Source organism: Pseudoalteromonas shioyasakiensis (genome assembly GCF_019134595.1).
GTDB classification, from domain to species: Bacteria; Pseudomonadota; Gammaproteobacteria; order Enterobacterales; family Alteromonadaceae; genus Pseudoalteromonas; species Pseudoalteromonas shioyasakiensis_A.
Genome location: NZ_CP077770.1, coordinates 2,108,408 through 2,131,412, shown reverse-complemented (window position 1 = coordinate 2,131,412; position 23,005 = coordinate 2,108,408). Strand labels below are relative to the sequence as shown.

Genomic DNA, 23,005 nt, shown 5'->3' with positions numbered 1-23,005 from the left:
AAGTTACTTAGCAATAACTGGCTTAAAGTAAAACTATAAAGATCTCAATATAGGTAGTTATAGTTTAAAAGGAGTCGTTATGCAGACAGTCAATGTCGAACCTGTATCAGTTAAACAACAAAAATTAGCCGAAGCCAATGCGAAACAGGATGTGGTTTTTGATCTAAATGTTAAAAACCCAAGCTTAAAGTGGAATGCAGATGGTAAATACCCATATAAACGCAAAATGGACGTGGTTGAATACGAGCGCCATAAACACGAACTGCAAATCGAGCTTTTAAAAATGCAAGGCTGGGTAAAAGAGACCAACCAGCAAATTGTGATTTTATTTGAAGGTCGAGATGCGGCGGGTAAAGGTGGCACAATTAAGCGCTTTATGGAGCATTTAAACCCACGTGGGGCGCACGTAGTGGCTTTAGAGAAGCCATCTGCAAGAGAGCGAGATCAATGGTACTTTCAACGTTACATTAACCACCTGCCAACAAAGGGTGAAATTATACTGTTTGACCGTTCTTGGTATAACCGAGCCGGTGTTGAGAAGGTAATGGGGTTTTGTGATGATCACGAATATTTAGAGTTTATGCGTCAAACACCCCAACTTGAACGCATGTTGGTGAATAGCGGTATTAAGCTATTTAAATATTGGTTTTCGGTCAGTAGAGAAGAGCAATTTAGACGCTTTAAATCGCGCCAGAACGACCCGCTCAAACAATGGAAGCTAAGCCCAGTTGATATGGCATCACTGGCTAAATGGCATGATTATAGTGATGCCAAAGATGCCATGATGTTTCATACCCATACTAAGGATGCGCCTTGGACACAAATTCGCTCTGATGATAAAAAGCGCGGACGTATCAACTGTATGCGCCATTTCTTAAGTTATTTGGATTATCCAGACAAAGATCACGAAATTGTGAATCGTCTCGACTCGCTTATTGTCACCGAACCAACCCGCATGTCTACGCGTCAGTAAAGGAGAATACTATGCAAAATTCACAGTCAGTATTCGAGAAGCGTCTTGCTAAGCTCGAAAAAGTTCTCGAAAAGAGTAAAAAAGAAGTGGCTAGAACCACTGAACTAGCAAAAGATGCAGCACTAAAAGCACAAGCAGCTGTAGAGTGTGCCAGCGAAGCAGAGAGCCTGGCCAACAACGCTAAAAAGCGCTTGAAAGCAGCCAAAAAGCAGTTAAAAGAGGCTAAAGTGTTAAAGGTAGCGCAGAAAAATGCGTCGAAAAAGTCGGCAATAAAACGTGCCAAACGAATGGCAAAGAATAAAAAAGCTAAAACTAAAAGCACTTAAAGTTACCAAAGGGCACATGGCTCATGTGCCCTTTGTTTTTTATTAAGCGTCTCGCTGGACATTTTTACGATTCTCGTTATGCTAAACCTTACTTTTTCAGGGACTTAAAAGCATATCCATGAAACCTTTAGCGTCTATTTTTGTTATTTTACTGCTTTGTTCAGCTTGTAGCAGTCATCTACCTATCAATCCAGAAATGCAAACTAAGTTGCAAGGCCCATGGCAGTCTACAAATAGCCCAATTTGTGAAGATAATTTTCATACCATAGTATTTAAAAATAAAACATTAGAAATCTCTTATGAGGAACAGGGCTATATTTCTGAGACTGAAGCGAGAAAAGCCTTTGTTTATAATATTTTATCGACAGAGAAAAATTTAATCCGTGTGCAGCTTGAAAATGAAACTCGCTTAGATAAAAAGGGTAAGCCCGTGGTTTGGCATCTAAAACCACTTAGAAATGATAAATACTGCTGGGGCAGAGATGACTGGCCTGACCTTGCTTGTACAGCTTCTCGTTACAAATGTACTGTAAGCAATTAAGATGATCTCAAAAGAAGTCGCAAGAATTGTGCGTGTTGATCATGCAGGTGAATTTGGGGCGATAAGTATTTATAAAGCTCAGTTATTTGTCTCTAAATTTTTATATCAAGATATCTCTGTACAGCTTAAAGAAATGCTAAATCATGAAATCGAGCATTTCAAAACTTTTGATTGTTGGTTAAAGGAACATAAAATACGGCATTGCTACGCAATCTGGTTTTGGTCTTTGGGTGGTTATTGTTTAGGTTTGATTACTGCTTTACTTGGACGTAAAGCAATTTGGGTGTGTACAGAAGCCGTTGAATCAACGGCTCTACATCATCTAGAATGGCAATTAAGTTATTTAGAGAACAACAATAAAAGCGCATATCAAGCGGTACTAAGCATTCAACAAGATGAAATTGAACACCAGAACCTAGGCAAAGTGAATGGTTCAAGTTCATTTTACTATTCACCAATCAGATTAGTCGTTAAGCACTCCACTAAATTTGCTATTTGGCTTTCTACTAAGTTGTAAAACTAAAAAATAAGGATAATTAAATGAGAGTTTGTTTGCTGATTTTGTTTTCGTTAGCATTTATGGTGTGTTCGGCTCAGTCTGAGCCAAATGCAGAATTAGAATTTGAACGGTTCTATAATGCATTGAAAATGGATGAAATTTTTAATGGTCTTGGTGGTGGTAATGTAGAGGTTGATACAAAGCAAATATTAGCAGATACACTAAAAGATTTACCTGAAAGTCAAAAGCAATTGTTGATAAATGCGATGGGGACATCTGTATTGGCAGAGCCAACAGACATGAGTGCCGCCAAGATGGCTTTTAAGCTTAAAATTCTTAGTTTATTAACACCACAAGAGCTTAAAATAGCAGCAGATTTTTATTCAACAAATATTGGTTTAAAAGCGCATCGAGCCATAATCGAGGCGGAAGTAGCTGCTTCGAACGTTTTAGATTAATTGTTGTTTCATATAAATTATTTAGTAAATCCAGAAAACACCACTTAACCTGTTATAAATATAAATAACCTGAATCCTTAACCTTCATTCCCAAAGCGCTGTGCTTTACATGATACCTCTACGAGAGAAGCCCTTTAATTATCCCACGCTAATCATTTCAACTGGCTCAAAAAGTCCGTATAATCCACGCCGAACTTTTTACTATGAAACATGGCTTACTAAAGCCTGTATGAGCAGAGCAAATGAATCAAACTGATACTAGAAAAGAAACTCTTGAATTTAATAAACTTCAAAAGCGTCTAAGAAGGCATGTTGGTAATGCGATTACTGATTACAACATGATTGAAGACGGTGATGTTGTTATGGCATGTATCAGTGGTGGTAAAGATTCTTTTGCAATGCTAGATATCTTGCTTAGTTTACAAAAAGCAGCGCCGATTAAATTTGAAGTGATTGCAGTAAACCTTGATCAGAAGCAGCCTGGCTTTCCTGAACACATTTTGCCTGATTACTTTGAAACGCTAAATATCCCGTATTACATCGTTGATAAAGATACTTACTCAGTAGTAAAAGAAAAGGTACCAGAGGGCAAAACAACCTGTGGTCTGTGTTCACGACTTCGTCGCGGCACACTTTATTCATTTGCAGAAAAAATTGGTGCAACCAAACTAGCACTTGGTCATCACATGGATGATATCGTTGAGACAATGTTCTTAAATATGTTCCATGGTTCACGATTAAAAGCGATGCCACCAAAATTACGCTCTGATGATGAACGTAACGTGGTCATTCGTCCGTTGTCATATTGTCGTGAAAAAGATCTAATTAAATATGCTGAGCACAAAGACTTCCCAATTATTCCTTGTAATTTATGTGGCTCACAAGAAAATCTTCAGCGTCAATCAATCAAAGCGATGCTGACAGAGTGGGATAAGAAAACTCCAGGTCGTGTTGAAAGTATCTTTAAGTCTTTACAAAATGTTAGCCCAAGCCAGCTTGCAGACAGAAACTTATTTGATTTTGAAAACTTACCGCTTGATAGAGAAGGCAATCGTGAAAGCTATGACTTTAGCGAGGCGGTGGTCTCATCGACAAACATTGATGAATCATTATTTATCGATGTAACAAATATATAAAAACCCTCAAACTGTATATATAAAAAAGCCCCAAACTGGGGCTTTTTTAATGCATATTAACAATGTTATTTAGCAAGTGGGCTTACATAGCCGTCTGGTTTTAGTGCTAACACATCGCAGTCAAGGCTATCAATGACATGCTCTGCTGTGTTACCGACAAGTGCTGCACTTAAGCCTGTGCGACCGACAGTACCAATCACAACTAACTCGCTGTTGAGGCGCGCAGCAACATCAGGAATAACATCTTCTGGTAAGCCTTCTTCAATGTGGCAATGAGCTTTATCAATATCAAACCCTTCAGCTAATGAGAGCGTTGATTCAAAGTGATGTTTTTTAACTGATTCGTTATAAACACCTGGGTTGAATTCAGGGATTTCAATGGCGATATTAACTGGCGTTGCCGGGTAGGCATTCACAAGGTTAAGCGTTGCGTTGGCCAAGTCACAAATGAAGCGAGCATCATTAATAATACGCTTGTTAAGTTCAAGGTGTTGTTCATTCTCACTCACTGCATTCACTGCAGCTAAAATATTACCTTTTGCTGGCCACTCTTTCTCTTTAACAAGTAAAACTGGAGCAGGGCACTTACGAATAAGATGCCAGTCAGTTGGCGTGAAAATAACTGACTTAAGCGTATCGTGTTGATGAGTGCCTTTTACAACAAGGTCAAAACCATCGTTGATCACGGTATTGATAATGGCTTCGTAAGGGCGATTATGCCAAACCACGCAGCTATCAATGGTAAGCTCAGGGTAAAGTGCGATTTGCTCATTTAACCATTCTTGGCGGTCTTTTATTACGGCTTCGCGCATTGCTTCACGCTCATCAGCAGAAAGCATTGTGGTCATTTCGTAAGAGAAGTCGTAGATACTGAGGAAAGCGGTGATGGTCGCGCCAGATTTTTTGGCTAGATCAATTGAGCGGCTTAAACTATGTTGCTGCTCTTTGGTTGGGTCTATAACTGCTAAAATTCGTTTAATTGCGTCCATGTGCTGCTCCTTAACTGTTCCGCAAAAAGTAGTACTTTGAGTGTAACCTAAATTTAGAACAGTTAAAGGGGCAAACAATATAAAGTTGCGTTAAATCAAACTCTATTTACATTTAATCGCTGCAGTTGCTGCAAGCGCTTGCTGGTCCAAAATGGTGATAAATTTACCTTCAACCTTAATGAAGCCTGCTTTTTGGAAGCGGCTTAAAAGGCGGCTAATTGTTTCAACAGTAAGGCCTAAATAATTACCGATTTCACCACGTGTCATGGTTAAACGGAATTCTTTACGTGAGAAACCACGCTCACCAAAACGCTCTGCAAGATTATAAATAAAACTTGCTAGACGCTCTTCAGCTGACTTTTTATTGAGTAACAATAACATTTCTTGGTCATAGTTAATTTCATTACTCATTAAACGCATAATTTGTTGGCGTAGCTTAGGTAGTTTACCGGCTAATTCGTCTAATGTATCGAATGGAATTTCACATACCATCGAAGTTTCAAGGGCTTGTGAGAAGCTCTGATGAGCCATTTTGTTAATAGCATCGAAACCAACTAAATCACCAGCTAGATGAAAACCAGTAATTTGTTCATCACCTTGTTCTGACAAAGTATAAGACTTAAACGAACCTGAGCGTACCGCATAAATGGCATTTAAGCTTTCGCCAGACTCAAATAAATAATCACCTTTATGCAGTGGTTTCTTACGTTCGATGATTTCATCGAGACGATCCATTTCTTGACCGTTTAATGAAAATGGCAAACATAGCTGGCTGATACTGCAATTATTACAGCTAATTGTGCATAAGCCTTTTGACTTGTTTTGTGAGAAGTCCATACATCAAATCCATTCAAATAAGTTAACAACCCGTAAGATTAATGAATTAGCTTATCGGTTGCTATAATTAATAAGTATATACCGTACCATATTATTACGCTGCCTAGAATAACCCTAGTCCAAACATGGTTTAAAATAGTGTTTATTTTCTGGCTGACGAGTCCTACGCTTATCATTGCGGGAAAGGTGCCTAACGCGAAAAATAACATCACACCTGCACCATGTGATGCTGATGGGCTAGTCAGTGCCCAGGTTAGCGCAGAATAAACTAAGCCACAGGGCAACCAGCCCCATAAAGCGCCATAGAGTAGGGCCTTTGGGGTAGTATCGACCGGTAATAAATAACGATTAAGTTTAGCTAAATGCTGCCATACTAGGGTTTTACCAAGTTTTTCTAGCCACTGTAGAGTGGCCGCTAAGCGCATAATGTAAACCCCAACAAGCAGCATAAAAATACCACTCAAAAACGACAACGCTATCGATATAGAAGTATTTTGCGCTGCAAAGCGACTACTAATTCCTGCTACGAGTGCACCGGCAAGCATGTAACTGAGTGCGCGGCCAAGGTTATAAGCAACCGAAAAGCTCACTGCACGGTTTTTGTTGGCGGCAAGTTGTAAACTACTGGCAATGCCACCACACATCGCTAGGCAATGACCACTGCCTAACAAGCCCATTATAAATGCACTAATAAACAGCGGATCAATCATTACTTTTTTTGTGCTGCTCTTTATCGTCTTCAAACAGGATACTGTGGCCCTGTTTGTTTAAATCAGAAAATTGTTCGCTTTTTACAGCCCAAAAGAACACCCCAATGGCAATTAGCACAAATAAAATGGCAATTGGGATAAGCATGTAGATGATACTCATAGTTTTAATAACCTTAATGAGTTGGTAATAACCAAAATGGAGCTTGCAGACATACCAATTACGGCCATCCAAGGAGCAACGAGGCCAAGGGCTGCCAGTGGTAAAATCGAACCATTGTAAATAAGTGATAATGCCAAGTTTTGCTTAACAATACGGCGCGTCTTTTTCGAGACAGTAAGCAAATGTTCTATGGCTGTTAGATCACTATTGAGTAATACCACATCGGCACTATTTTTGGAAATATCAGCGCCGGTTTCCATCGCAATAGATAAATGGGCACTGGCAAATACTGGGCTGTCATTTACACCATCGCCGACCATAGCAACAATGGCCCCTTTACTTGCAAGTGCTTCGACATGGGTTTGTTTGTCGCGAGGGCTACATGCAGCATGCACGGTATCTAAATTTAGCTGTTTTGCAATTCGCTCACCACTGTTAGAGGCATCGCCCGTTAACATATGGCACTTAATTTGTTGCGAATGCAGTGTAGTAATTAATTTTTCTGCGTTGTTACGTAAGCTGTCGGCAAGATAAAAGCGCGCAACAACTTGTTTGTCGATATACAAGGTTGCTTGTGCATCTGCTTTTTCGGTATCAAACCAACCGCTTTTACCTATCGCAAGGTGCTGATCATTGAGTAAAGCGGTAATACCTTTACCCGGTTCGATAGTCACATTATCAATAGGGTTCACTGAGTCGTTGAAACCAGCGAATGCATTAGCAATAGGGTGCTCAGAGAAGCTTTCAAGTTGCGCGGCTAAGCGTAATGCATCAGTTTCACTGTACTGGATGTTTACTAGTTCAACTCGTTCAATGGTAAAACGACCTTGCGTTAAGGTGCCTGTTTTATCAAAGGCGATATCTGTTAATTGTGGTAGCGTTTCTAACACATGGGCTTGTTTAATTAAAACTCCACGCTTTGTAAGGCTTGCTACAGCACACGTCAGAGCAGTTGGAATTGCTAAACTAAGCGCACAAGGGCAGGTTGCAACAAGTACAGAAATAGTAACCCAAAAGGCATGCTCGGGATCTATTTGATACCAACCAATTGCTGTTATTGAGGCAAACACTAATAAGCAGGCAACAAACCACTGCGCTACTTTATCTGTTATCTCAACTAATCGCGGGCGCTTGGTTAACGCTGTGTGTTGTAACTTAATAATTTGATTAAGCAGGGTATTTTGACCGATTTTGTTGATCTCAATACTGATCACGCCATCGTGGTTAATCGTTCCTGCGTAAACTTGATGGCTGACGAACTTATTAACGGGTTGATGCTCGCCCGTCATCATGGCTTCATCAACGGTTGTTTGACCTTTTGTAACAATACCATCAGCAGGAATAGTCTCGCCTGCTTTGATTAATACAACATCACCCAGCTTTAGTTTTTTAGCCGCAATTATCGACTCTTGATTATTCTCATCGATAATACGAGCTGTAAGAGGCAGTAACTTTTGCAAGTTAGCGGTAAATTCACTGGCTTTTAAACGAGCTCTAAATTCTAAATATTTACCTAATAATAATAAGAAGGTAAACATACAGATAGATTCAAAATAAACTTCGCCAACCGACATTAATGTGGCATAACAGCTTGCCCCATAAGCACCAAAAATTGCTAATGAGACGGGTAGGTCCATATTCAGCTGTTTGGCTTTTAAACCATTAATGGCATTGGTTAAGAATGGCAGGGCACTGTAAAGAATCACCGGAGAGGCAAGTACTAAACTTATCCAGCGGAAATACTGCTCGAAATTCTCTTCCATGCCAGAGAACATGCCAAAATACATGGCAAAAGCAAACATCATTACTTGCATGGTCATCAGACCGGCAACCCCTAAACGGCGGATATAAGCTTTTGCGGCTTGTTGTTTTTGGCTCGCTTCAAGGTCAGCCTGAAATGGGTAGGCTTTATAGCCGATTTCGTGTAATGAGGTGATAATTTGGCTAAGTGGTGTAACCGATTTATCCCATTGGATCATGGCACGGTTGGTCGAAGTATTTACATCAACACGTTTTATCGCTTTTAAGTTAAGTAGTTGTTTTTCGATTAACCAAGCGCAGGCAGCACAGGTGATGCCTTCAACTGTTAATAGTACCTCTGATAAATCATTAGTGGCTGAAATAAACTCGTCTTGAATATCTTCGTTATCGTAACTTTTAATCAACTCGAGTTGCTCTGGAACAAGTTGTTCAACTTTACCAGAGCGTACAGTTCTAAATTTATAGTAATCGGTCATGCCTTGGGCGACGATATTCTCAGCAACCGTTTGGCAACCAATACAACACATAGGTTGTGCCTTACCGTCTATTTCGACAGTTGCATTAAAGCCTTTTGGCACACTTTCAAGACAATGAAAGCAATTATCGGACATTAGAGTTTACTACTTATATTCAGGGCTAATCGAAATCGTTTTATCAGTTGGCAAAATGACATCTTCTTTTAGTTTCCAACTGTTATCGATTGGTTCAATAAACACTGTGTATGCACCATCAACATGGGTGTCGAGTAGGGCAGTAAAATCGCCATGGGCGTTTTTCATTAGGCTTACATCAAAGTCATTGGCTTTAATGGTGCGATGATAAAATGACATTTTTAAAGAGTGAACATTGCTTGCATCACCCTTGGTGAAAGAAAAAGTTACTTTGTCGCCTGCAATATTTAAATCGCCATGTAAATAAAGTGCTTTTGCTTTATTAAATTTGCTGAGTTCAAGGTTAATTGCTTTGCCTTTTTTATAGTAATCATCAACAACCATATCTGGGCCGTTGCCAATTGCCATAAAAATAAGACCAGCACAGCCGATGATGGCTGCAAGAGGAAAAGAGATTAAAAACCATGGCCAAAAGTTTTTATACCAAGGAGTGGGTTTCATAGTACTTATACCTTTAAAAACGTTGTACGCATTTTATCGGATTTAAAAGCAAAAGACTAAAAAAAAGCCTCCAGATGGAGGCTTTTTTGATCTTAATTAATCTATTGAATTAAAAGATTAATTGTTTATACATTTTATTAACCGCGTGGTTATTTATCTTGCGATAAGCTGTAAACGTACGCTGTTAATAAGTGAACTTTATCTTCACCTAAAATGTCTTTCCATGCTGGCATTACACCGGCGCGGCCATTGATTAGTGTTTCTTCAACAGCACGTTTAGAACCACCGTATAACCAGATGTTATCTGTTAGGTTAGGTGCACCAAATGGTAAGTTGTGTGCAACAGAACCTTTACCGTCAGCACCGTGACACGCAGCACACATTGCAAACTTAGCAGCACCTGCAGCAGCGTCTTTTTGGTTAACAGTACGGCCAGAAAGGCTAAGTACGTGAGCAGTCATTTCTTTAATGCCTTGCTCGCCAAGTGCATCACCCCAAGGTGGCATCGCAGCAACACGACCGTAAAGAAGTGTTTCTTTGATCTTGTCTGGTGTACCGCCGTATAACCAATCGTTATCCGTTAGGTTAGGGAAGCCTTGACCACCACGTGCATCTGAACCATGACATTGTGCACAGTTTTGAGAGAATAAACGTTGACCAATCTCAAGCGCTTTTTCATCTTTAACTAGTGTTTCAATATCTTGTTTTGCGAATGACTCAAAGATTGGGCCAAAACGCTCATCAGCAGCGATAAATTCTTGGTCTAATTGAACGTTCTCACCGTTAGCTAATGCTTGTTCAGTCGCTTCTTTAGACTCAGCTAAAGAAGTAATACCTTGGTTAGAACTTGTCCATTTACCTAAACCTTCCCAGTTACCTAAACCTGGGTAAGCAGCAAGGTAGTATACAGACCAAATGAATGTCGCGAAGAACATGTAAGTCCACCATTTTGGTAGTGGGTTGTTTAGTTCTTCAATGCCGTCAAACTCGTGACCACAGCTTTCGCCTTCTTTAACACCTGTGTAGTTTTTTAAGTTCCACAGAAGTAGGCCGAAGATGATAGCAAGACACGCTAGGGTTAATACGATAACCCATATACTCCAAAAGCTAGTCATTTCTCAGACTCCTTTTCCTCGTTAGAGATTGTGTTGTTGTGTTTTTTTTCATCTTCAAATATGGCATTAGCAGCGTTATCAAATCGGCTTTTGCTACGCTTGCTGTATGCCCATACAACAATCACAATAAACAGTACTAAAATTACCAGAGTCAAAATGCCTCTGTATGTTCCGTAATCCATAATAATTACTTCAAGTGTGTGCCAAGCTGTTGTAAGTAAGCGATTAGAGCTTGCATTTCAGTTGCGCCTTCACCATTGTTCATGGCTTCGATTTTCGCAATGTCAGCTTTTAGCTCTTCGTCACTTCCGTAACCTTTGCCGTCGTAACGGTCGCTAGCTTTGTCGATTCCGAAGCTATCACGGAATACTTGAAGCTTTTTAAGTGTATGGGTCGTATCGACTCTGTTTTCGTCTAACCAAGGAAACGCTGGCATGTTCGACTCAGGAACCACAGCACGTGGGTCCATTAAGTGAGCATGGTGCCAATCGTCTGAGTAACGCTCACCAACACGAGCTAGGTCAGGACCAGTACGCTTAGAACCCCATTGGAATGGGTGATCCCATACTGATTCACCAGCTACAGAGTAGTGACCGTAACGCTCAACCTCGTCACGGAAAGGACGAATCATTTGTGAGTGACAGTTGTAACAACCTTCACGCACGTAGATATCACGACCTTCCATTTCTAACGCTGTAAGAGGGCGTAAGCCATCAACAGGTTTAGTCGTATCGTCTTGGAACATTAGTGGAGTAATCTCAACTAACGCACCAAAGCTGATTGCAAAGACAGTCAAGATAGCCATTAGGCCAACGTTCTTTTCGACTATTTCGTGTTTGTTTTGTGAATTATTATTGCTCATCGTGCTACTCCATTATGCCAATTGTGCGTCAGCGTCTAGTTGAAGCGAATCTTTCTTCGCTGCAATAGTACGATAAACGTTGTAAGCCATAATTAGCATACCTGTTACGATGAATACACCGCCTAGGAAACGCATGATATAGAACGGATACGAAGCTTCTAATGACTGTACAAAGCTGTACATTAACGTACCGTCTGAGTTTACTGCACGCCACATTAGACCTTGCATTACACCTGAGATCCACATTGCTACGATGTATAGAACAACACCAACAGTGTGTAACCAGAAGTGCGTGTTAACTAGTTTAACACTGTACATACGGCCTTGTGAGAATAGTGCAGGGATTAGGTGATAGATAGCACCGATAGAAATCATTGCAACCCAACCTAGTGCACCTGAGTGTACGTGACCTACAGTCCAGTCAGTGTAGTGAGAAAGCGCATTAACTGACTTAATAGCCATCATTGGGCCTTCGAACGTAGACATACCGTAGAAAGATAGAGAAACAACTAAGAAACGAAGTACTGGGTCAGTACGTAGTTTATGCCATGCACCTGATAACGTCATGATACCGTTGATCATACCACCCCATGATGGAACGAATAGGATAACTGACATAACCATACCTAAGCTTTGCGTCCAGTCTGGAAGCGCAGTGTAGTGTAAGTGGTGAGGACCTGCCCAGATGTATAAAGAAACAAGAGCCCAGAAGTGAACTACCGATAAACGGTAAGAATAAACAGGGCGACCAGCTTGTTTTGGTACGAAGTAGTACATCATACCTAAGAAACCAGCAGTTAATAAGAAACCAACAGCGTTGTGACCGTACCACCACTGAACCATTGCATCTACAGCACCTGCGTAGATAGAGTATGATTTAGTAAGTGAAACTGGAATTGCCATGCTATTTACAATGTGTAAAACAGCAACAGTAATGATGAAACCAGCGTAGAACCAGTTCGCAACATAGATGTGCGATACTTTACGCTTGATTAACGTACCAAAGAATACAACTGCGTAAGTTACCCAAACAACGGCGATAAGAATATCGATTGGCCATTCAAGTTCTGCGTATTCTTTTGAGCTTGTGATACCTAAAGGTAAGGTAATCGCTGCTAGTACGATAACAAGTTGCCAACCCCAGAAGGTGAAGGCTGCTAGTTTATCTGAGAAAAGGCGCGTTTGACATGTACGTTGTACGACGTAATAAGACGTCGCAAAAAGTGCACTTGTACCAAATGCGAAAATTACTGCGTTCGTGTGTAACGGACGTAGTCGAGAGTAAGTTAACCATGGTGTATCAAAGTTAAGTGCTGGCCAAGCTAATTGGGCAGCAATCAGAACCCCAACACTCATGCCAACGATGCCCCAAATCACTGTCATAATAGCGAATTGGCGTACAACTTTATAATTGTACTCAGTTTGTGATGCTACTGTTTGGCTCATTTTCTGGCTTCCGCTGCAATAAATGCGTTTTAGAAATGAATTACCCACTTTTATTCAAAGTGGGGCCTACTATTACTTCACAAGCGTGTTACCTAAAGCCAACTTAGCGGTGCTAGCTTCAGAAAACAAACTCGAGAAACCCTTATTTTTGCGATGGAAATGATAAAATTTTTGACCTTAAAAAGATAGGTCAATTGCATAAAATTATGACATCAATCAAATTTTAGCGCTTTGTTGGTTATTTTTTGTCAGAGATTGTATTTTTATTAGCTTATTCCATCTAGCATGGTTGTCTTTTCGCGGGTAGCTCACTAGTATCCGCTTTTATTTTATACAGGCAAATAGAGTGCGAACCAGTTTATTACCCGTTTTCCTTTTCAGTGTATTTTTAGCTGCATGCGATAGCCAAAGTATAGAAGAGGGCAGCACAAGTACAAGTTGTGAGAACAATAGTCATTGTTATTACCCTAATAATGCAGAAGTTTGGCTGAGCAACCCAGATGTCAGCCCAGAGCTACCTTTTGCAATCAACCTAAAGCTGCCTAAAAATGCTAAAAACCTCTCGGCTAAACTTGAAGGTGTCACTATGTATATGGGGTTTATTCCACTGCAGTTTAAACAGATAGGGCAAGTTTGGGTTGCTGATACTATGGTTGGCGCATGCTCTGAGCCTGTTATGACTTGGAAAATGATCCTCACTTATACTACTGGTGATAATCAACCACAAACCTTGCTTTATTATTTCGACTCACTGCAAACTCGATAACATCTTCCCTTATTATTGTTGATCACAGTTTTTAATTATTTAAAAGCTGTGATTGTCGTCATTCCTACGTCATCTTTTTCTACTTTAATGTTCTTTATTAGCCGTATCTTTATACGGTATTACAAACTGACGGAACAAAAACAAAAAATCATCCTCTAATACACTGTTTAACGGGCTAACTTTGTCTATTTAGTTAATTTAAGTGAATAACTATGGTTAGCAGTCTTACCAAGCTTTTACGGTTTTTATAACGTTGTGTGATCAACTTGTAAAAATTTCATTTGTAGCACTAATCGGGCTTTAGTTACACTTGATTACAAAGTGCGTGTAATTGATTTCAATCGTGTTTTTTTTGCTACTTAATAATGTTACTTTGCTGATGTGGCAGTGTTTTTTTCTGTTAACATTGATACATCGTGAAACCTTATTACCTAAAATGGGTGCGTCATTTTTGGGTTGTTTTTTCTTTAATCTATCATTCAGTTTTCGTTCAGTTAACTGAGCCTAAGTTGCCCTCCGCTGACTCGTGATTCTAATAATAACGAGCGCTACCTGATTAAAGGTAAATTTCCAACAAGTAGGGTTTTCACATGAAAAAATCAATTCTTGGTTTAGCTGTTGTTTCAGCAATCCCAATGTTCTCAAGCATGCAAGTTTTAGCTGCTGATGATGCAGCAGAGTCTATTGAAAAAATTCAAGTTACAGGTTCTCGCATTAAGCGTACCGATATGGAGACGTCTAGTCCTGTAACTTTAATCGGCGCAGATGACATTAAAGCAATGGGTGCATCAAGCATCGATGGCGTTCTACAAAAAATGACTGCAGCAAGCGGTGCGATGACTAACCCTGCTGTTAACAACGGTTCAGGCGGTAACGCTCGTGTTGACCTACGTGGTTTAGGCGCACAACGTACTCTAGTACTAGTAAATGGTCGTCGTATGATCAACTCTGGTACTGGCGCAGCATCTACTGTTGACTTAAACACAATCCCAGTATCAATGATCAAGCAAGTTGAAGTACTAAAAGACGGCGCATCTGCTGTATACGGTACTGACGCGGTAGCTGGTGTTGTTAACATCATCTTAAAAGACGACTTCGAAGGTCTAGACATGAACCTTAACGGTGCTATCACTGGTGAAGGCGATGCAGACGAAACGTCTTTTGATATCACAATGGGTTCAAGCTTTGACCGTGGTAACGTTGTAATTGGTTTACAATACACTGACCGTGGTGATGCTTCTCAAGCTGACCGTGATTTCTCTGATTGTCCAATCGAAGAAGATTACGATAACGGTAGCTTCTACTGTGGTGGTTCTTCTTACACGCCTTTCGGTCACGTTTGGGCTGAAAATGCAGATCTTCAAGGTCAAGCAGATGGCGAATGGCATGACTTCACTTCAGCAGGTGATGCTTACAACTACTCAGCAACAAGCTACCTTTACACGCCAATGCGTCGTTTAAACCTTACAGGTATCGGCCACTTTGACGTAACTGATGAAACGCGTTTAGTTTCTGAGTTCACTTACTCTAAGCGTTGGTCAACTCAACAAATGGCTCCACAGCCAGTATGGTTTGACTTCACTTACGATGCAGACGCAATGGGTGACTCACTTCTTTCTCACGGCGTAGCTGACGGTGAAGACATCTCTTACGGTCGTCGTATGACTGACGTAGGTCCTCGTGGTTATGAGCAAGTAGTTGACACTGTACGTGCAGTAATCGGTCTTGACGGTGGATTCGACAACGGTTGGGGCTGGGATACTTCAGTAGTATTCGGTCGTAATGACTCAGTTGACCGCGCAACTAACCTACTTAACATGGGTTCAATCCAAGACGCAATCGAAGAGGGTGACTTCAACCCACTTAACCAAGCTGATTGGTCAGGTAGCAACCTTGCACAGTACAACTACACTGAAAACAACTCAGGTGGTAGTCAATTATTAGTTCTTTCTGCTGGCCTTAACGGTGAAGTAATGGAACTTCCTGCAGGTTACGTTGGTTTCGCTGCTGGTATCGAGCGTCGTGAAGAAAAAGCATGGTACGTTCCAGATTCACTAACTTCACAAGGTCTTGCAAATGACCCACGTGTTGAGCCAACTGGTGGTCGTTTTGACGTAAACGAAGCTTACGTAGAATTCGCTGTTCCACTTCTAGCTGATGCACCATTTGCACAAATGGTTGACTTAAGCGCTGCTGTTCGTGCATTCGATTACAGCACATTTGGTTCAGATGAGACTTGGAAACTAGGTCTAACTTGGCGTGTAAACGACGAACTAATGCTACGTGCTGTTCGTTCAACTGCATTCCGTGCTCCTACAGTATCTGAGCTTTACCAAGGTAAATCACCTTCATTCGAACAAGTTAACTTCCCTGGTGCACAAGACCAAGCTGAAGTAACTGTTGGTGGTAACGACCAATTAACGCCAGAGCTTGCTGATACAGTAACAGCTGGTTTCGTATACGCTCCAGAATGGTTAGACGGTTTCTCAATGACTGTTGACTACTACGAAATCGAAATTGAAAACTCAATTTCAAGCGTAAACAACCAGTACATCGTTGAAAACTGTCTTGATGCTTCTACTGGTGCATACAAGAACCAAGATACTGCACTATGTCAGTCTTCTGCAATCAACTTCAACCAAAGCACTGGTCGCATTAGCTTCAACAACCAATTACAAAACATTGGTAATGAATCTACTAAAGGTTACGACGTAAACTTCAAGTATGCATTTGAAGCTGCAGGTATTAACTGGCGCACAGGTGTTGATGTAACTATCCTTGATGAGTACATCGTTGATTCAGGCACAAGCACAATCGATTACACAGGTCTTGTAACTTCAGGTATCGGTAGCTACGCGAAAGTTAAGTCTAACTTCACTCTTAACGCGTCTGGCGACAACTGGGATGCACAATACCAAGCACGTATGATCGACGGCTTAGACAGCTACGCATGTCTTGCTGACGACAGCGAGTGTCTAGTACCAAGCGTTGGTACTGTTGTATACCATGACATCAGCGGTTCATACATCCTGAACGACACAGTGTCATTCTCTGCAGGTGTTAACAACTTATTCGATAAGCAAGCACCTTATTACTCAGGTAACAATGACTCAAACACTGACCCGTACACATACGATGTACTAGGTCGTCGTTTCTTCGCTGGTATGAACGTTAAGTTCTAATCTAGTTTGAAATGATTATTAAGGCCCCGTTTTTACTGGGCCTTTTTTATTGTCTGAAAGCTTATCAACGCGTAAACTATAGAGGTACTTTTAACAAACGAGGTGATATTGCTTAAACAAGACGAAAACTTATCTTTTATTATTGAGCCTGAGCTTAAACCACGCACAGAGCAACGACTCGACCTCTATTTCTCCATTCCTAATGAAATGAGTGTTAATCCACAAACACTGAGCGAAGAATCTTTCTTTAACAACAATTTTAAATCGCACCTTGCATATAATGCTAACAACATTCACTTACCCTTAGTGAGAAGCCGCTTTGTTAGTAAAAACAAAGGTGAACAGCAAGATTATCGGCAAAACTTAAACTTATTTTGTTATCAAGTTCGATTAGCGCTGAATGCCGATATTAAAGACACCCTAAAGCACCAAGAAGCCGAAGAGTTTTACCCTGCAGCCATTGAGTTGTGCGAGCAAACCAAAGGCTTGTTGAAAAAACTAAGACGCTACACCCCAGATGATGAAAAGCTACTGCCATTTTATAAAAACGCCGATAACTACTTAAGCTGGCATGTAGAGCAGTCATTTTTAAAACTACTTGATGAAGGGCCGCGCAGTAGTGATTTTGCAAAAGAGCGCAGTGATCTATTAGAGTTTTGTAAAGCTGAAAACAATTACCGTGAAGAGCAAGAATATAACTCGCAATCAACACTTGAAGATGCCAACCGTATCACCAATAAAATGCGTCTATTACAACGTTTGATTGAGCATGGGGTGGTACTTACACGTAGCACGCGGCATTTAAACAGTTATTTAAAACGCATGGTAAAGGGCACGGTGACCGCTGTGATCATGGCCTTTGTGATGTTGGTTGTGTTAAATGCACGGTCAAACTTTACCGAAGTGACAGCAACGTTGATTTTGATCTTGGGTGTTATTTATGGTCTTCGTGAGATATTTAAAGAAGACATAACACGGGTTATCTGGCGGGCTATTGTTAGGGGGCGACCAAAATGGCGCTTTCAGTTTAAAAACAGCATAACCAAAGACAAAATTGCCAGCCAATATATTTGGCTTGAATACACCAATTTTAAACGCCTGCCTAAAGCGGTAAGAAGAATTTTTTCAAAGCGACGTCATCAAAATAAACAAGCTGCTCAATGGTTGCATTTTTCGAGCGAAACACAAGTTTACGCAAAAGAGTTTTTACCTGGCTACGACACCTTGCAACAAACCATACAATTTAGCTTGGCACCGTTTGCTCGTTATTTAAAGCGGGGTGAAGGTAAGCTTTATCATTTAGATAGTAATAAAATCTCTAAGAAAGCCGTAGAAAGACGTTATCAGTTAAATGTGGTATTAGTGTTTACACAAAGCGAAGATGAAACTTTGTATCAGCGTTACAAGATTACGTTAAATCGCAGCAAGATTGTTAATATTGAGCGCATCTACTCGCAAACTGACATTCTGAAAGATGAAAGATGAAAGATGAAAGATGAAGGGGTGGCCTTGGCCACCCACTCAGGTTTATTTAGCGTCTAAACCTGTTTTGCTGTAAAGCGATACTTTGTCTGACACTAGCGTAATTTCGATATTTTTATCTTTGTTACCCCAGATACAGTTAGTGTGTAGTGTCTTTTCTTCACACTTATCCGCGGAACCCAAAATAGCTTCAACCTCAGTTTTATCCATGCCAATTTCAATTTTTTCGTAGTTCTCTAAATTTACTTTTGAGCAACCAGCTAAAGTAAGTGCCGCAGCCGCTGCTGCAATTGCCATATATTTTTTCATAATTGTATCCATTAATGGTTGTAGCGTCTTATTTGAACGATCATCCCCATACGTGGGTGATCAAAATAATGTATCTCGTTACTGATCACACGTTTAAATTGTGAAAAACGTGCCTTTTCGTAATCACCAGTTTCTAAGCGCTGACTAATATCAAAATCTGCATTTATAAATAAGTAGTGACGAACGTAAATTTTCATTAAACCGTCTAATTCCCACTCTGGCACATTTTGCAGTTGGTCGGGAATATAGCGCTCAGCAGGGCCTACTAAGCTTATAAAATCGTTGTTTTCTTCTACAGGACTTGCGTGTTTTGCTAAGTGCTCGCCGGCAAATAGGCGGATACTCGGTGCTCTTTTTTCACTCATTTCAGGAAAACGCCAGCCGGTATGCAAAATAGGGGTTAAGCCTTTTCTATCAAGCTGATTTTTTTGCTCAACAAACTGTAATTGTTCTGGTGCGATTAAGTAAATTTCGTCAGTGTCTTCACGGGGTTCAACAACGGGTGTAACAGGCAGTTGATTATAGCTTGCTAAAAAATCAACACTGTCATCACACACATTCGAGTGAGGGTTGCTATTGACTAAAGAATCAGTGAACGAATCAGAGCGAAAGCGGCTATCGCCTTCAATACAAGCCTGTTTTGCCTGCTCAGTGTATGCAGGAGATAATAGATCTTTGCTACTCTTAGCCTTGATTTCATCGTGTTTTAGGCTGAAATCTTCCTGTAAGTAGGGGGCTGGGCGCTGTTTATAAATAAGTACTTCTATTTCGAACCAACGTGCTGCAAATGACGAGCTTGTAAATAAGCAACAAAGCAGTAGTAAACTATTTCTAAACAACATTAATGGCTAACCTTTTTTTCGAAATCTGCAATCATTGCAGTGACCATTTTTAAGCGTTCGCGAGCGTTGGCTTCGCTAATTGCAAAGCGCAGTTTGTTTGCGCCATCCATTTTATACACCTGTGGTGCACTTTGTATCAAACCTATAATGAAGCTAGGGTTAACCTTTGTATGCTGGCTAAACTCAAAATAACCACCTTTCGGGTTTGCTTCAATCTTCTTAATGCCAATATTACTTGCTTGCAGTTTTAATTGCTGCAAACTGAATAAGTTTTTCGTGGCGTCAGGCAACAGACCAAAACGGTCAATCAGCTCTACCTGTAACTCGTCCATATCATTGAGGTTAGCACAGCTTGCTATGCGTTTATAGATACCTAAACGTGCATTTACATCATGAATATAGTCATCAGGTAATAACGCTGGCAGCTTTAAGTCAACCTCAGTTTGCTGACCGAGCAAGTTCTCAAGGGTAGGCTCTTTACCTTCTTTGAGGGAGTTAACCGCTTGTTCAAGCATTTCCATATACAAACTAAAGCCAATTGTTTGCATTTGACCCGATTGATCATCACCAAGCAACTCACCAGCACCACGAATTTCTAAGTCATGGGTTGCGAGCGCAAAGCCTGCACCCAGGTCTTCCAGTGATTCAATCGCTTCAAGACGTTTAACTGCATCTTTACTCAGTGATTTAGGGTTACCAGTCAGGAGGTAGGCATACGCTTGGTGATGGCTGCGGCCAACACGACCACGCAACTGATGCAGCTGTGCCAGACCGAGTTTATCTGCTCTGTCCATAATAATGGTATTGGCCGTGGGTACATCGATACCGGTTTCGATAATAGTGGTACACACAATCACGTTATATTTTTGGTGATAAAAATCACTCATGATTTGTTCAAGCTCGCGTTCTCGCATTTGACCATGTGCGGTTGTTACGCTGGCTTCAGGTACCCATTCACTGATTTCTTCTGCAACTCGGTCTATGGTTTCAACATTATTATGTAAGAAATACACCTGACCACCGCGTTTAATCTCACGCAGAATTGCTTCGCGAATTAGTTCAGCATCTCTTTGTCTAACAAAGGTTTTAACTGCTAAACGTTTCGCAGGCGGTGTAGCTATGATTGATAAGTCACGCATACCACTCATTGCCATGTTTAATGTACGTGGGATAGGGGTTGCTGTAAGCGTTAAAATATCGACATCGGCACGTAATGCTTTGATTTTTTCTTTTTGGCGCACCCCAAAACGGTGCTCTTCGTCAACAATCAATAAGCCCAAATCTTTAAATTTAATATCTTGTTGAATAAGCTTGTGAGTACCAATCACGATATCTAATTTACCCTCGGCCATTTTATCTAGGGTGTCTTTTTGCTCTTTGGTTGAGTTAAAGCGCGATAAAACGCCAACCTCAATTGGTAAATCGGCAAAGCGATCTTTAAAGTTTTCATAATGCTGCTGTGCAAGTAGTGTGGTTGGTACAAGCACCGCAACTTGCTTGTTATCGTTAACAGCAACAAAGGCTGCGCGCATTGCCACTTCGGTTTTACCAAAGCCAACATCACCACATACTAAACGGTCCATCGCTTGCTTGCTTTGCATATCACCGAGCACAGACTCAATGGCGTTGCGTTGATCGTCAGTTTCTTCAAATGGGAAGCTATCGCTAAACTGACGATATGCACTGCCATCAAGCTTAAATTTATTGCCAGGCTTTGCTTGGCGTTTAGCGTAAATATCTAATAGCTCAGCAGCCACATCACGGACTTTTTCAGCGGCACGTTTCTTGGCTTTTTCCCACGCATCGGAGCCTAATTTATGGAGCGGGGCAGAGGCTTCTTCACCACCTGAATAGCGGCTCAGCATATGTAACGCAGAAACGGGCACGTATAGCTTTGCCTCGTTGGCGTAGATGATCGTAACAAATTCAGTGATCACACCGGCAGCATCAATGGTTTCAAGGCCTTGGTAGCGGCCTACGCCGTGATCAAGGTGAACAATTGGCTGGCCTTCACGTAATTCAGCAAGGTTACGAATAAGCGCATCTTGGCTGGCTTCGTATTTGTGTTTACGGCGTCGACGTTGCGAGACCTTAATGCCTAATAATTCTTGCTCTGTGATAATGGTTAAACGCGGCTTACCGTCTAGCACCACACTTTGTTCAAGTGGCGAAACGATTAGGCCAACATCGCTCGAACTATTGGTAAAATCGCTAAACGATTCAAATTCTTTAAGCTTTAAACCGCTTGGCTTTAATAAAGTGAGTAATGATTCGCGGCGGCCATCCGATTCAACCGAGAGCAGCACGCGGCCTTTTTGTTTTTTCTCGCTGGCAACATAGTCAATTAAACCTTGGTACGGTTCATGTAACTTATGATCAATACGAACATTTGGCAGCTCTTTACTAGCAAGGTTTGTATGACCCGCTTTGGTGCCTAATTTTGCTTGTGATAAGCGAATACGCGCATATTTACCAAACTCACCAAATAGTTCATTAACGCTTTGATACAGTTTTACAGGTTCGAGTAAAGGTCTGAGCGGATCAACACGGCGGTTTTCATAGCGGACATTCACATCATGCCAAAACTGATCAGCAGCATGCTCAATATCGCCAAAATGCATAAACGTGGTATTGCTTGGTAAGTAATCGAAGATAGTTGCCAATTCATCAAAAAATAGTGGCATGTAATATTCGATACCCGCAGGCCAGGTTCCTTTAGTCACCTGCATATAAATTGAGTCTTGCTCAGAGCTTGCGCCAAATTGTTCACGATAGTTGATACGAAAACGCTCAATGTCTGAGTCGTTAGTTGGAAACTCGTGAGCTGGCAGTAACTCAATTTTGTCGACCTTTTCATCTGAGCGCTGGCTTTCAACATCAAACAAACGAATGCTGTCGAGCTCATCATCAAAAAAGTCTAAACGAAATGGGTGAGGGCTACCCATAGGATATAAGTCAACGATAGAGCCGCGAATCGCGTATTCACCATGCTCCATCACTTGTTGTACATGTAAATAGCCCGCTTGTTCTAAGTTTTCACGCAGTGTGTGGGTATCTAGGGTATCGCCAACTTTAAAGTTAAGTGTTGAACCATAAATAAACGAAGCAGGGGCAGTACGCAGCATCAAGGTCGACACTGGCACGATTAATACGCTTTGTTGTTCTTTTTTTAAGGTATTTAACGTGGCTAAGCGCGCCGAAATAATATCTTGGTGCGGCGAAAAATGATCATAAGGCAAGGTTTCCCAGTCAGGGAAGACCATGACTGGGTTTTCAGGCAACAGAAATTCGAGTTCAGTTTCAAGGCGTAGGGCGCTTGGCGTATCTGGGGTGACAATCACAACCAGCTCGTTGTGTTGCTTTACACCTTCTGCGATGGCGATGCTAAGCCCGCTACCGGTAAGTTGTCCCCACTGAATTTTATCTTTTTCAGATTTTACCCAAGGCAATGCTGCCCATTGCGCAAACGCCATTTACTACTCCTTTAAACTGTTTTTTA

General features: G+C 41.0%; 22 protein-coding genes. 9 read left to right on the top strand and 13 right to left on the bottom strand.

Translation table 11 applies throughout. The features are described from left to right. Positions 1-79 precede the first annotated feature (79 nt). From ppk2 to ttcA, 6 genes are all read left to right on the top strand, one after another. Positions 80-973 (top strand): polyphosphate kinase 2, encoded by an 894-nt coding sequence (gene ppk2 / locus KQP93_RS09900; RefSeq protein ID WP_217874236.1) that lies wholly within the window; start codon positions 80-82, stop codon positions 971-973. Between the two features lie 11 nt (positions 974-984). Continuing rightward, positions 985-1,299: a hypothetical protein gene (locus KQP93_RS09895; RefSeq protein WP_217874235.1), complete on the top strand. Its 315-nt coding sequence runs from the start codon at positions 985-987 to the stop codon at positions 1,297-1,299. Between the two features lie 118 nt (positions 1,300-1,417). Beyond that, complete coding sequence (locus tag KQP93_RS09890) at positions 1,418-1,840, top strand: hypothetical protein (protein WP_217874234.1); 423 nt, start codon at positions 1,418-1,420, stop codon at positions 1,838-1,840. A gap of 1 nt (position 1,841) precedes the next feature. Then, complete coding sequence (locus tag KQP93_RS09885; RefSeq protein ID WP_217874233.1) at positions 1,842-2,357, top strand: demethoxyubiquinone hydroxylase family protein; 516 nt, start codon at positions 1,842-1,844, stop codon at positions 2,355-2,357. 35 nt (positions 2,358-2,392) lie between these two features. After that, complete coding sequence (locus KQP93_RS09880; protein WP_217874232.1) at positions 2,393-2,797, top strand: hypothetical protein; 405 nt, start codon at positions 2,393-2,395, stop codon at positions 2,795-2,797. A 242-nt stretch (positions 2,798-3,039) separates the two neighbouring features. Then, positions 3,040-3,933 carry a tRNA 2-thiocytidine(32) synthetase TtcA gene (gene ttcA / locus KQP93_RS09875; RefSeq protein WP_217874231.1) on the top strand — a complete coding sequence of 298 codons (894 nt, stop codon included), beginning with the start codon at positions 3,040-3,042 and terminating at the stop codon, positions 3,931-3,933. Between the two features lie 65 nt (positions 3,934-3,998). On the opposite strand, the gene uspE is transcribed toward ttcA, so the two are convergent. The 10 genes from uspE to ccoN form a co-directional block, all read right to left on the bottom strand. Then, positions 3,999-4,922: a universal stress protein UspE gene (gene uspE / locus KQP93_RS09870; protein ID WP_058584855.1), complete on the bottom strand. Its 924-nt coding sequence runs from the start codon at positions 4,920-4,922 to the stop codon at positions 3,999-4,001. A gap of 102 nt (positions 4,923-5,024) precedes the next feature. Further along, a complete protein-coding gene (locus KQP93_RS09865) occupies positions 5,025-5,759 on the bottom strand; it encodes an FNR family transcription factor (protein WP_054553050.1) in 735 nt (244 codons plus the stop codon). A 38-nt stretch (positions 5,760-5,797) separates the two neighbouring features. Next, the gene (locus KQP93_RS09860) at positions 5,798-6,469 is read right to left on the bottom strand and encodes a sulfite exporter TauE/SafE family protein (RefSeq protein ID WP_217874230.1); all 672 of its coding nucleotides are present in this window, start codon (positions 6,467-6,469) and stop codon (positions 5,798-5,800) included. Further along, complete coding sequence (ccoS, locus tag KQP93_RS09855; protein WP_217874229.1) at positions 6,462-6,629, bottom strand: cbb3-type cytochrome oxidase assembly protein CcoS; 168 nt, start codon at positions 6,627-6,629, stop codon at positions 6,462-6,464. Before ccoS ends, KQP93_RS09860 begins: the two co-directional genes overlap by 8 nt. Then, on the bottom strand, positions 6,626-9,001 hold the full coding sequence (locus KQP93_RS09850) for a heavy metal translocating P-type ATPase (protein ID WP_217874228.1): 2,376 nt from the start codon (positions 8,999-9,001) through the stop codon (positions 6,626-6,628). The genes ccoS and KQP93_RS09850 overlap by 4 nt, the downstream gene beginning before the upstream one ends. 9 nt (positions 9,002-9,010) lie before the next feature. Further along, positions 9,011-9,502 carry a FixH family protein gene (locus KQP93_RS09845; RefSeq protein WP_217874227.1) on the bottom strand — a complete coding sequence of 164 codons (492 nt, stop codon included), beginning with the start codon at positions 9,500-9,502 and terminating at the stop codon, positions 9,011-9,013. 149 nt (positions 9,503-9,651) lie between these two features. Continuing rightward, positions 9,652-10,617 (bottom strand): cytochrome-c oxidase, cbb3-type subunit III, encoded by a 966-nt coding sequence (gene ccoP / locus KQP93_RS09840; RefSeq protein ID WP_054561330.1) that lies wholly within the window; start codon positions 10,615-10,617, stop codon positions 9,652-9,654. Then, positions 10,614-10,799: a cbb3-type cytochrome oxidase subunit 3 gene (locus tag KQP93_RS09835; RefSeq protein ID WP_054561331.1), complete on the bottom strand. Its 186-nt coding sequence runs from the start codon at positions 10,797-10,799 to the stop codon at positions 10,614-10,616. Before KQP93_RS09835 ends, ccoP begins: the two co-directional genes overlap by 4 nt. Positions 10,800-10,804: 5 nt before the next feature. Beyond that, entirely contained in the window at positions 10,805-11,479 is a 675-nt protein-coding gene (gene ccoO, locus KQP93_RS09830; protein ID WP_054561332.1) for a cytochrome-c oxidase, cbb3-type subunit II, read from the bottom strand. 12 nt (positions 11,480-11,491) lie between these two features. After that, positions 11,492-12,925 (bottom strand): cytochrome-c oxidase, cbb3-type subunit I, encoded by a 1,434-nt coding sequence (gene ccoN, locus KQP93_RS09825; RefSeq protein ID WP_036967883.1) that lies wholly within the window; start codon positions 12,923-12,925, stop codon positions 11,492-11,494. Positions 12,926-13,271: 346 nt separating this feature from the next. Between ccoN and KQP93_RS09820 the strand changes: the two genes are divergently transcribed. From KQP93_RS09820 to KQP93_RS09810, 3 genes are all read left to right on the top strand, one after another. Then, positions 13,272-13,691, top strand: coding sequence for a hypothetical protein (locus tag KQP93_RS09820; RefSeq protein ID WP_217874226.1), 420 nt, complete (start codon positions 13,272-13,274; stop codon positions 13,689-13,691). Between the two features lie 590 nt (positions 13,692-14,281). Beyond that, positions 14,282-16,873: a TonB-dependent receptor plug domain-containing protein gene (locus tag KQP93_RS09815; protein ID WP_217874225.1), complete on the top strand. Its 2,592-nt coding sequence runs from the start codon at positions 14,282-14,284 to the stop codon at positions 16,871-16,873. A 108-nt stretch (positions 16,874-16,981) separates the two neighbouring features. Next, positions 16,982-18,358, top strand: a complete 1,377-nt coding sequence (locus tag KQP93_RS09810) for a hypothetical protein (protein WP_217874224.1) — start codon at positions 16,982-16,984, stop codon at positions 18,356-18,358. 42 nt (positions 18,359-18,400) lie between these two features. Here KQP93_RS09810 and KQP93_RS09805 read toward each other — a convergent pair whose 3' ends face one another. From KQP93_RS09805 to mfd, 3 genes are read right to left on the bottom strand one after another with little or no spacing between them, the layout of a single operon-like run. Further along, positions 18,401-18,664 (bottom strand): hypothetical protein, encoded by a 264-nt coding sequence (locus KQP93_RS09805; RefSeq protein WP_055198739.1) that lies wholly within the window; start codon positions 18,662-18,664, stop codon positions 18,401-18,403. Between the two features lie 11 nt (positions 18,665-18,675). Continuing rightward, positions 18,676-19,506 (bottom strand): peptidoglycan binding protein CsiV, encoded by an 831-nt coding sequence (locus tag KQP93_RS09800; protein WP_217874223.1) that lies wholly within the window; start codon positions 19,504-19,506, stop codon positions 18,676-18,678. Continuing rightward, positions 19,506-22,979 (bottom strand): transcription-repair coupling factor, encoded by a 3,474-nt coding sequence (gene mfd / locus KQP93_RS09795; RefSeq protein ID WP_217874222.1) that lies wholly within the window; start codon positions 22,977-22,979, stop codon positions 19,506-19,508. The genes KQP93_RS09800 and mfd overlap by 1 nt, the downstream gene beginning before the upstream one ends. Positions 22,980-23,005: the final 26 nt, after the last annotated feature.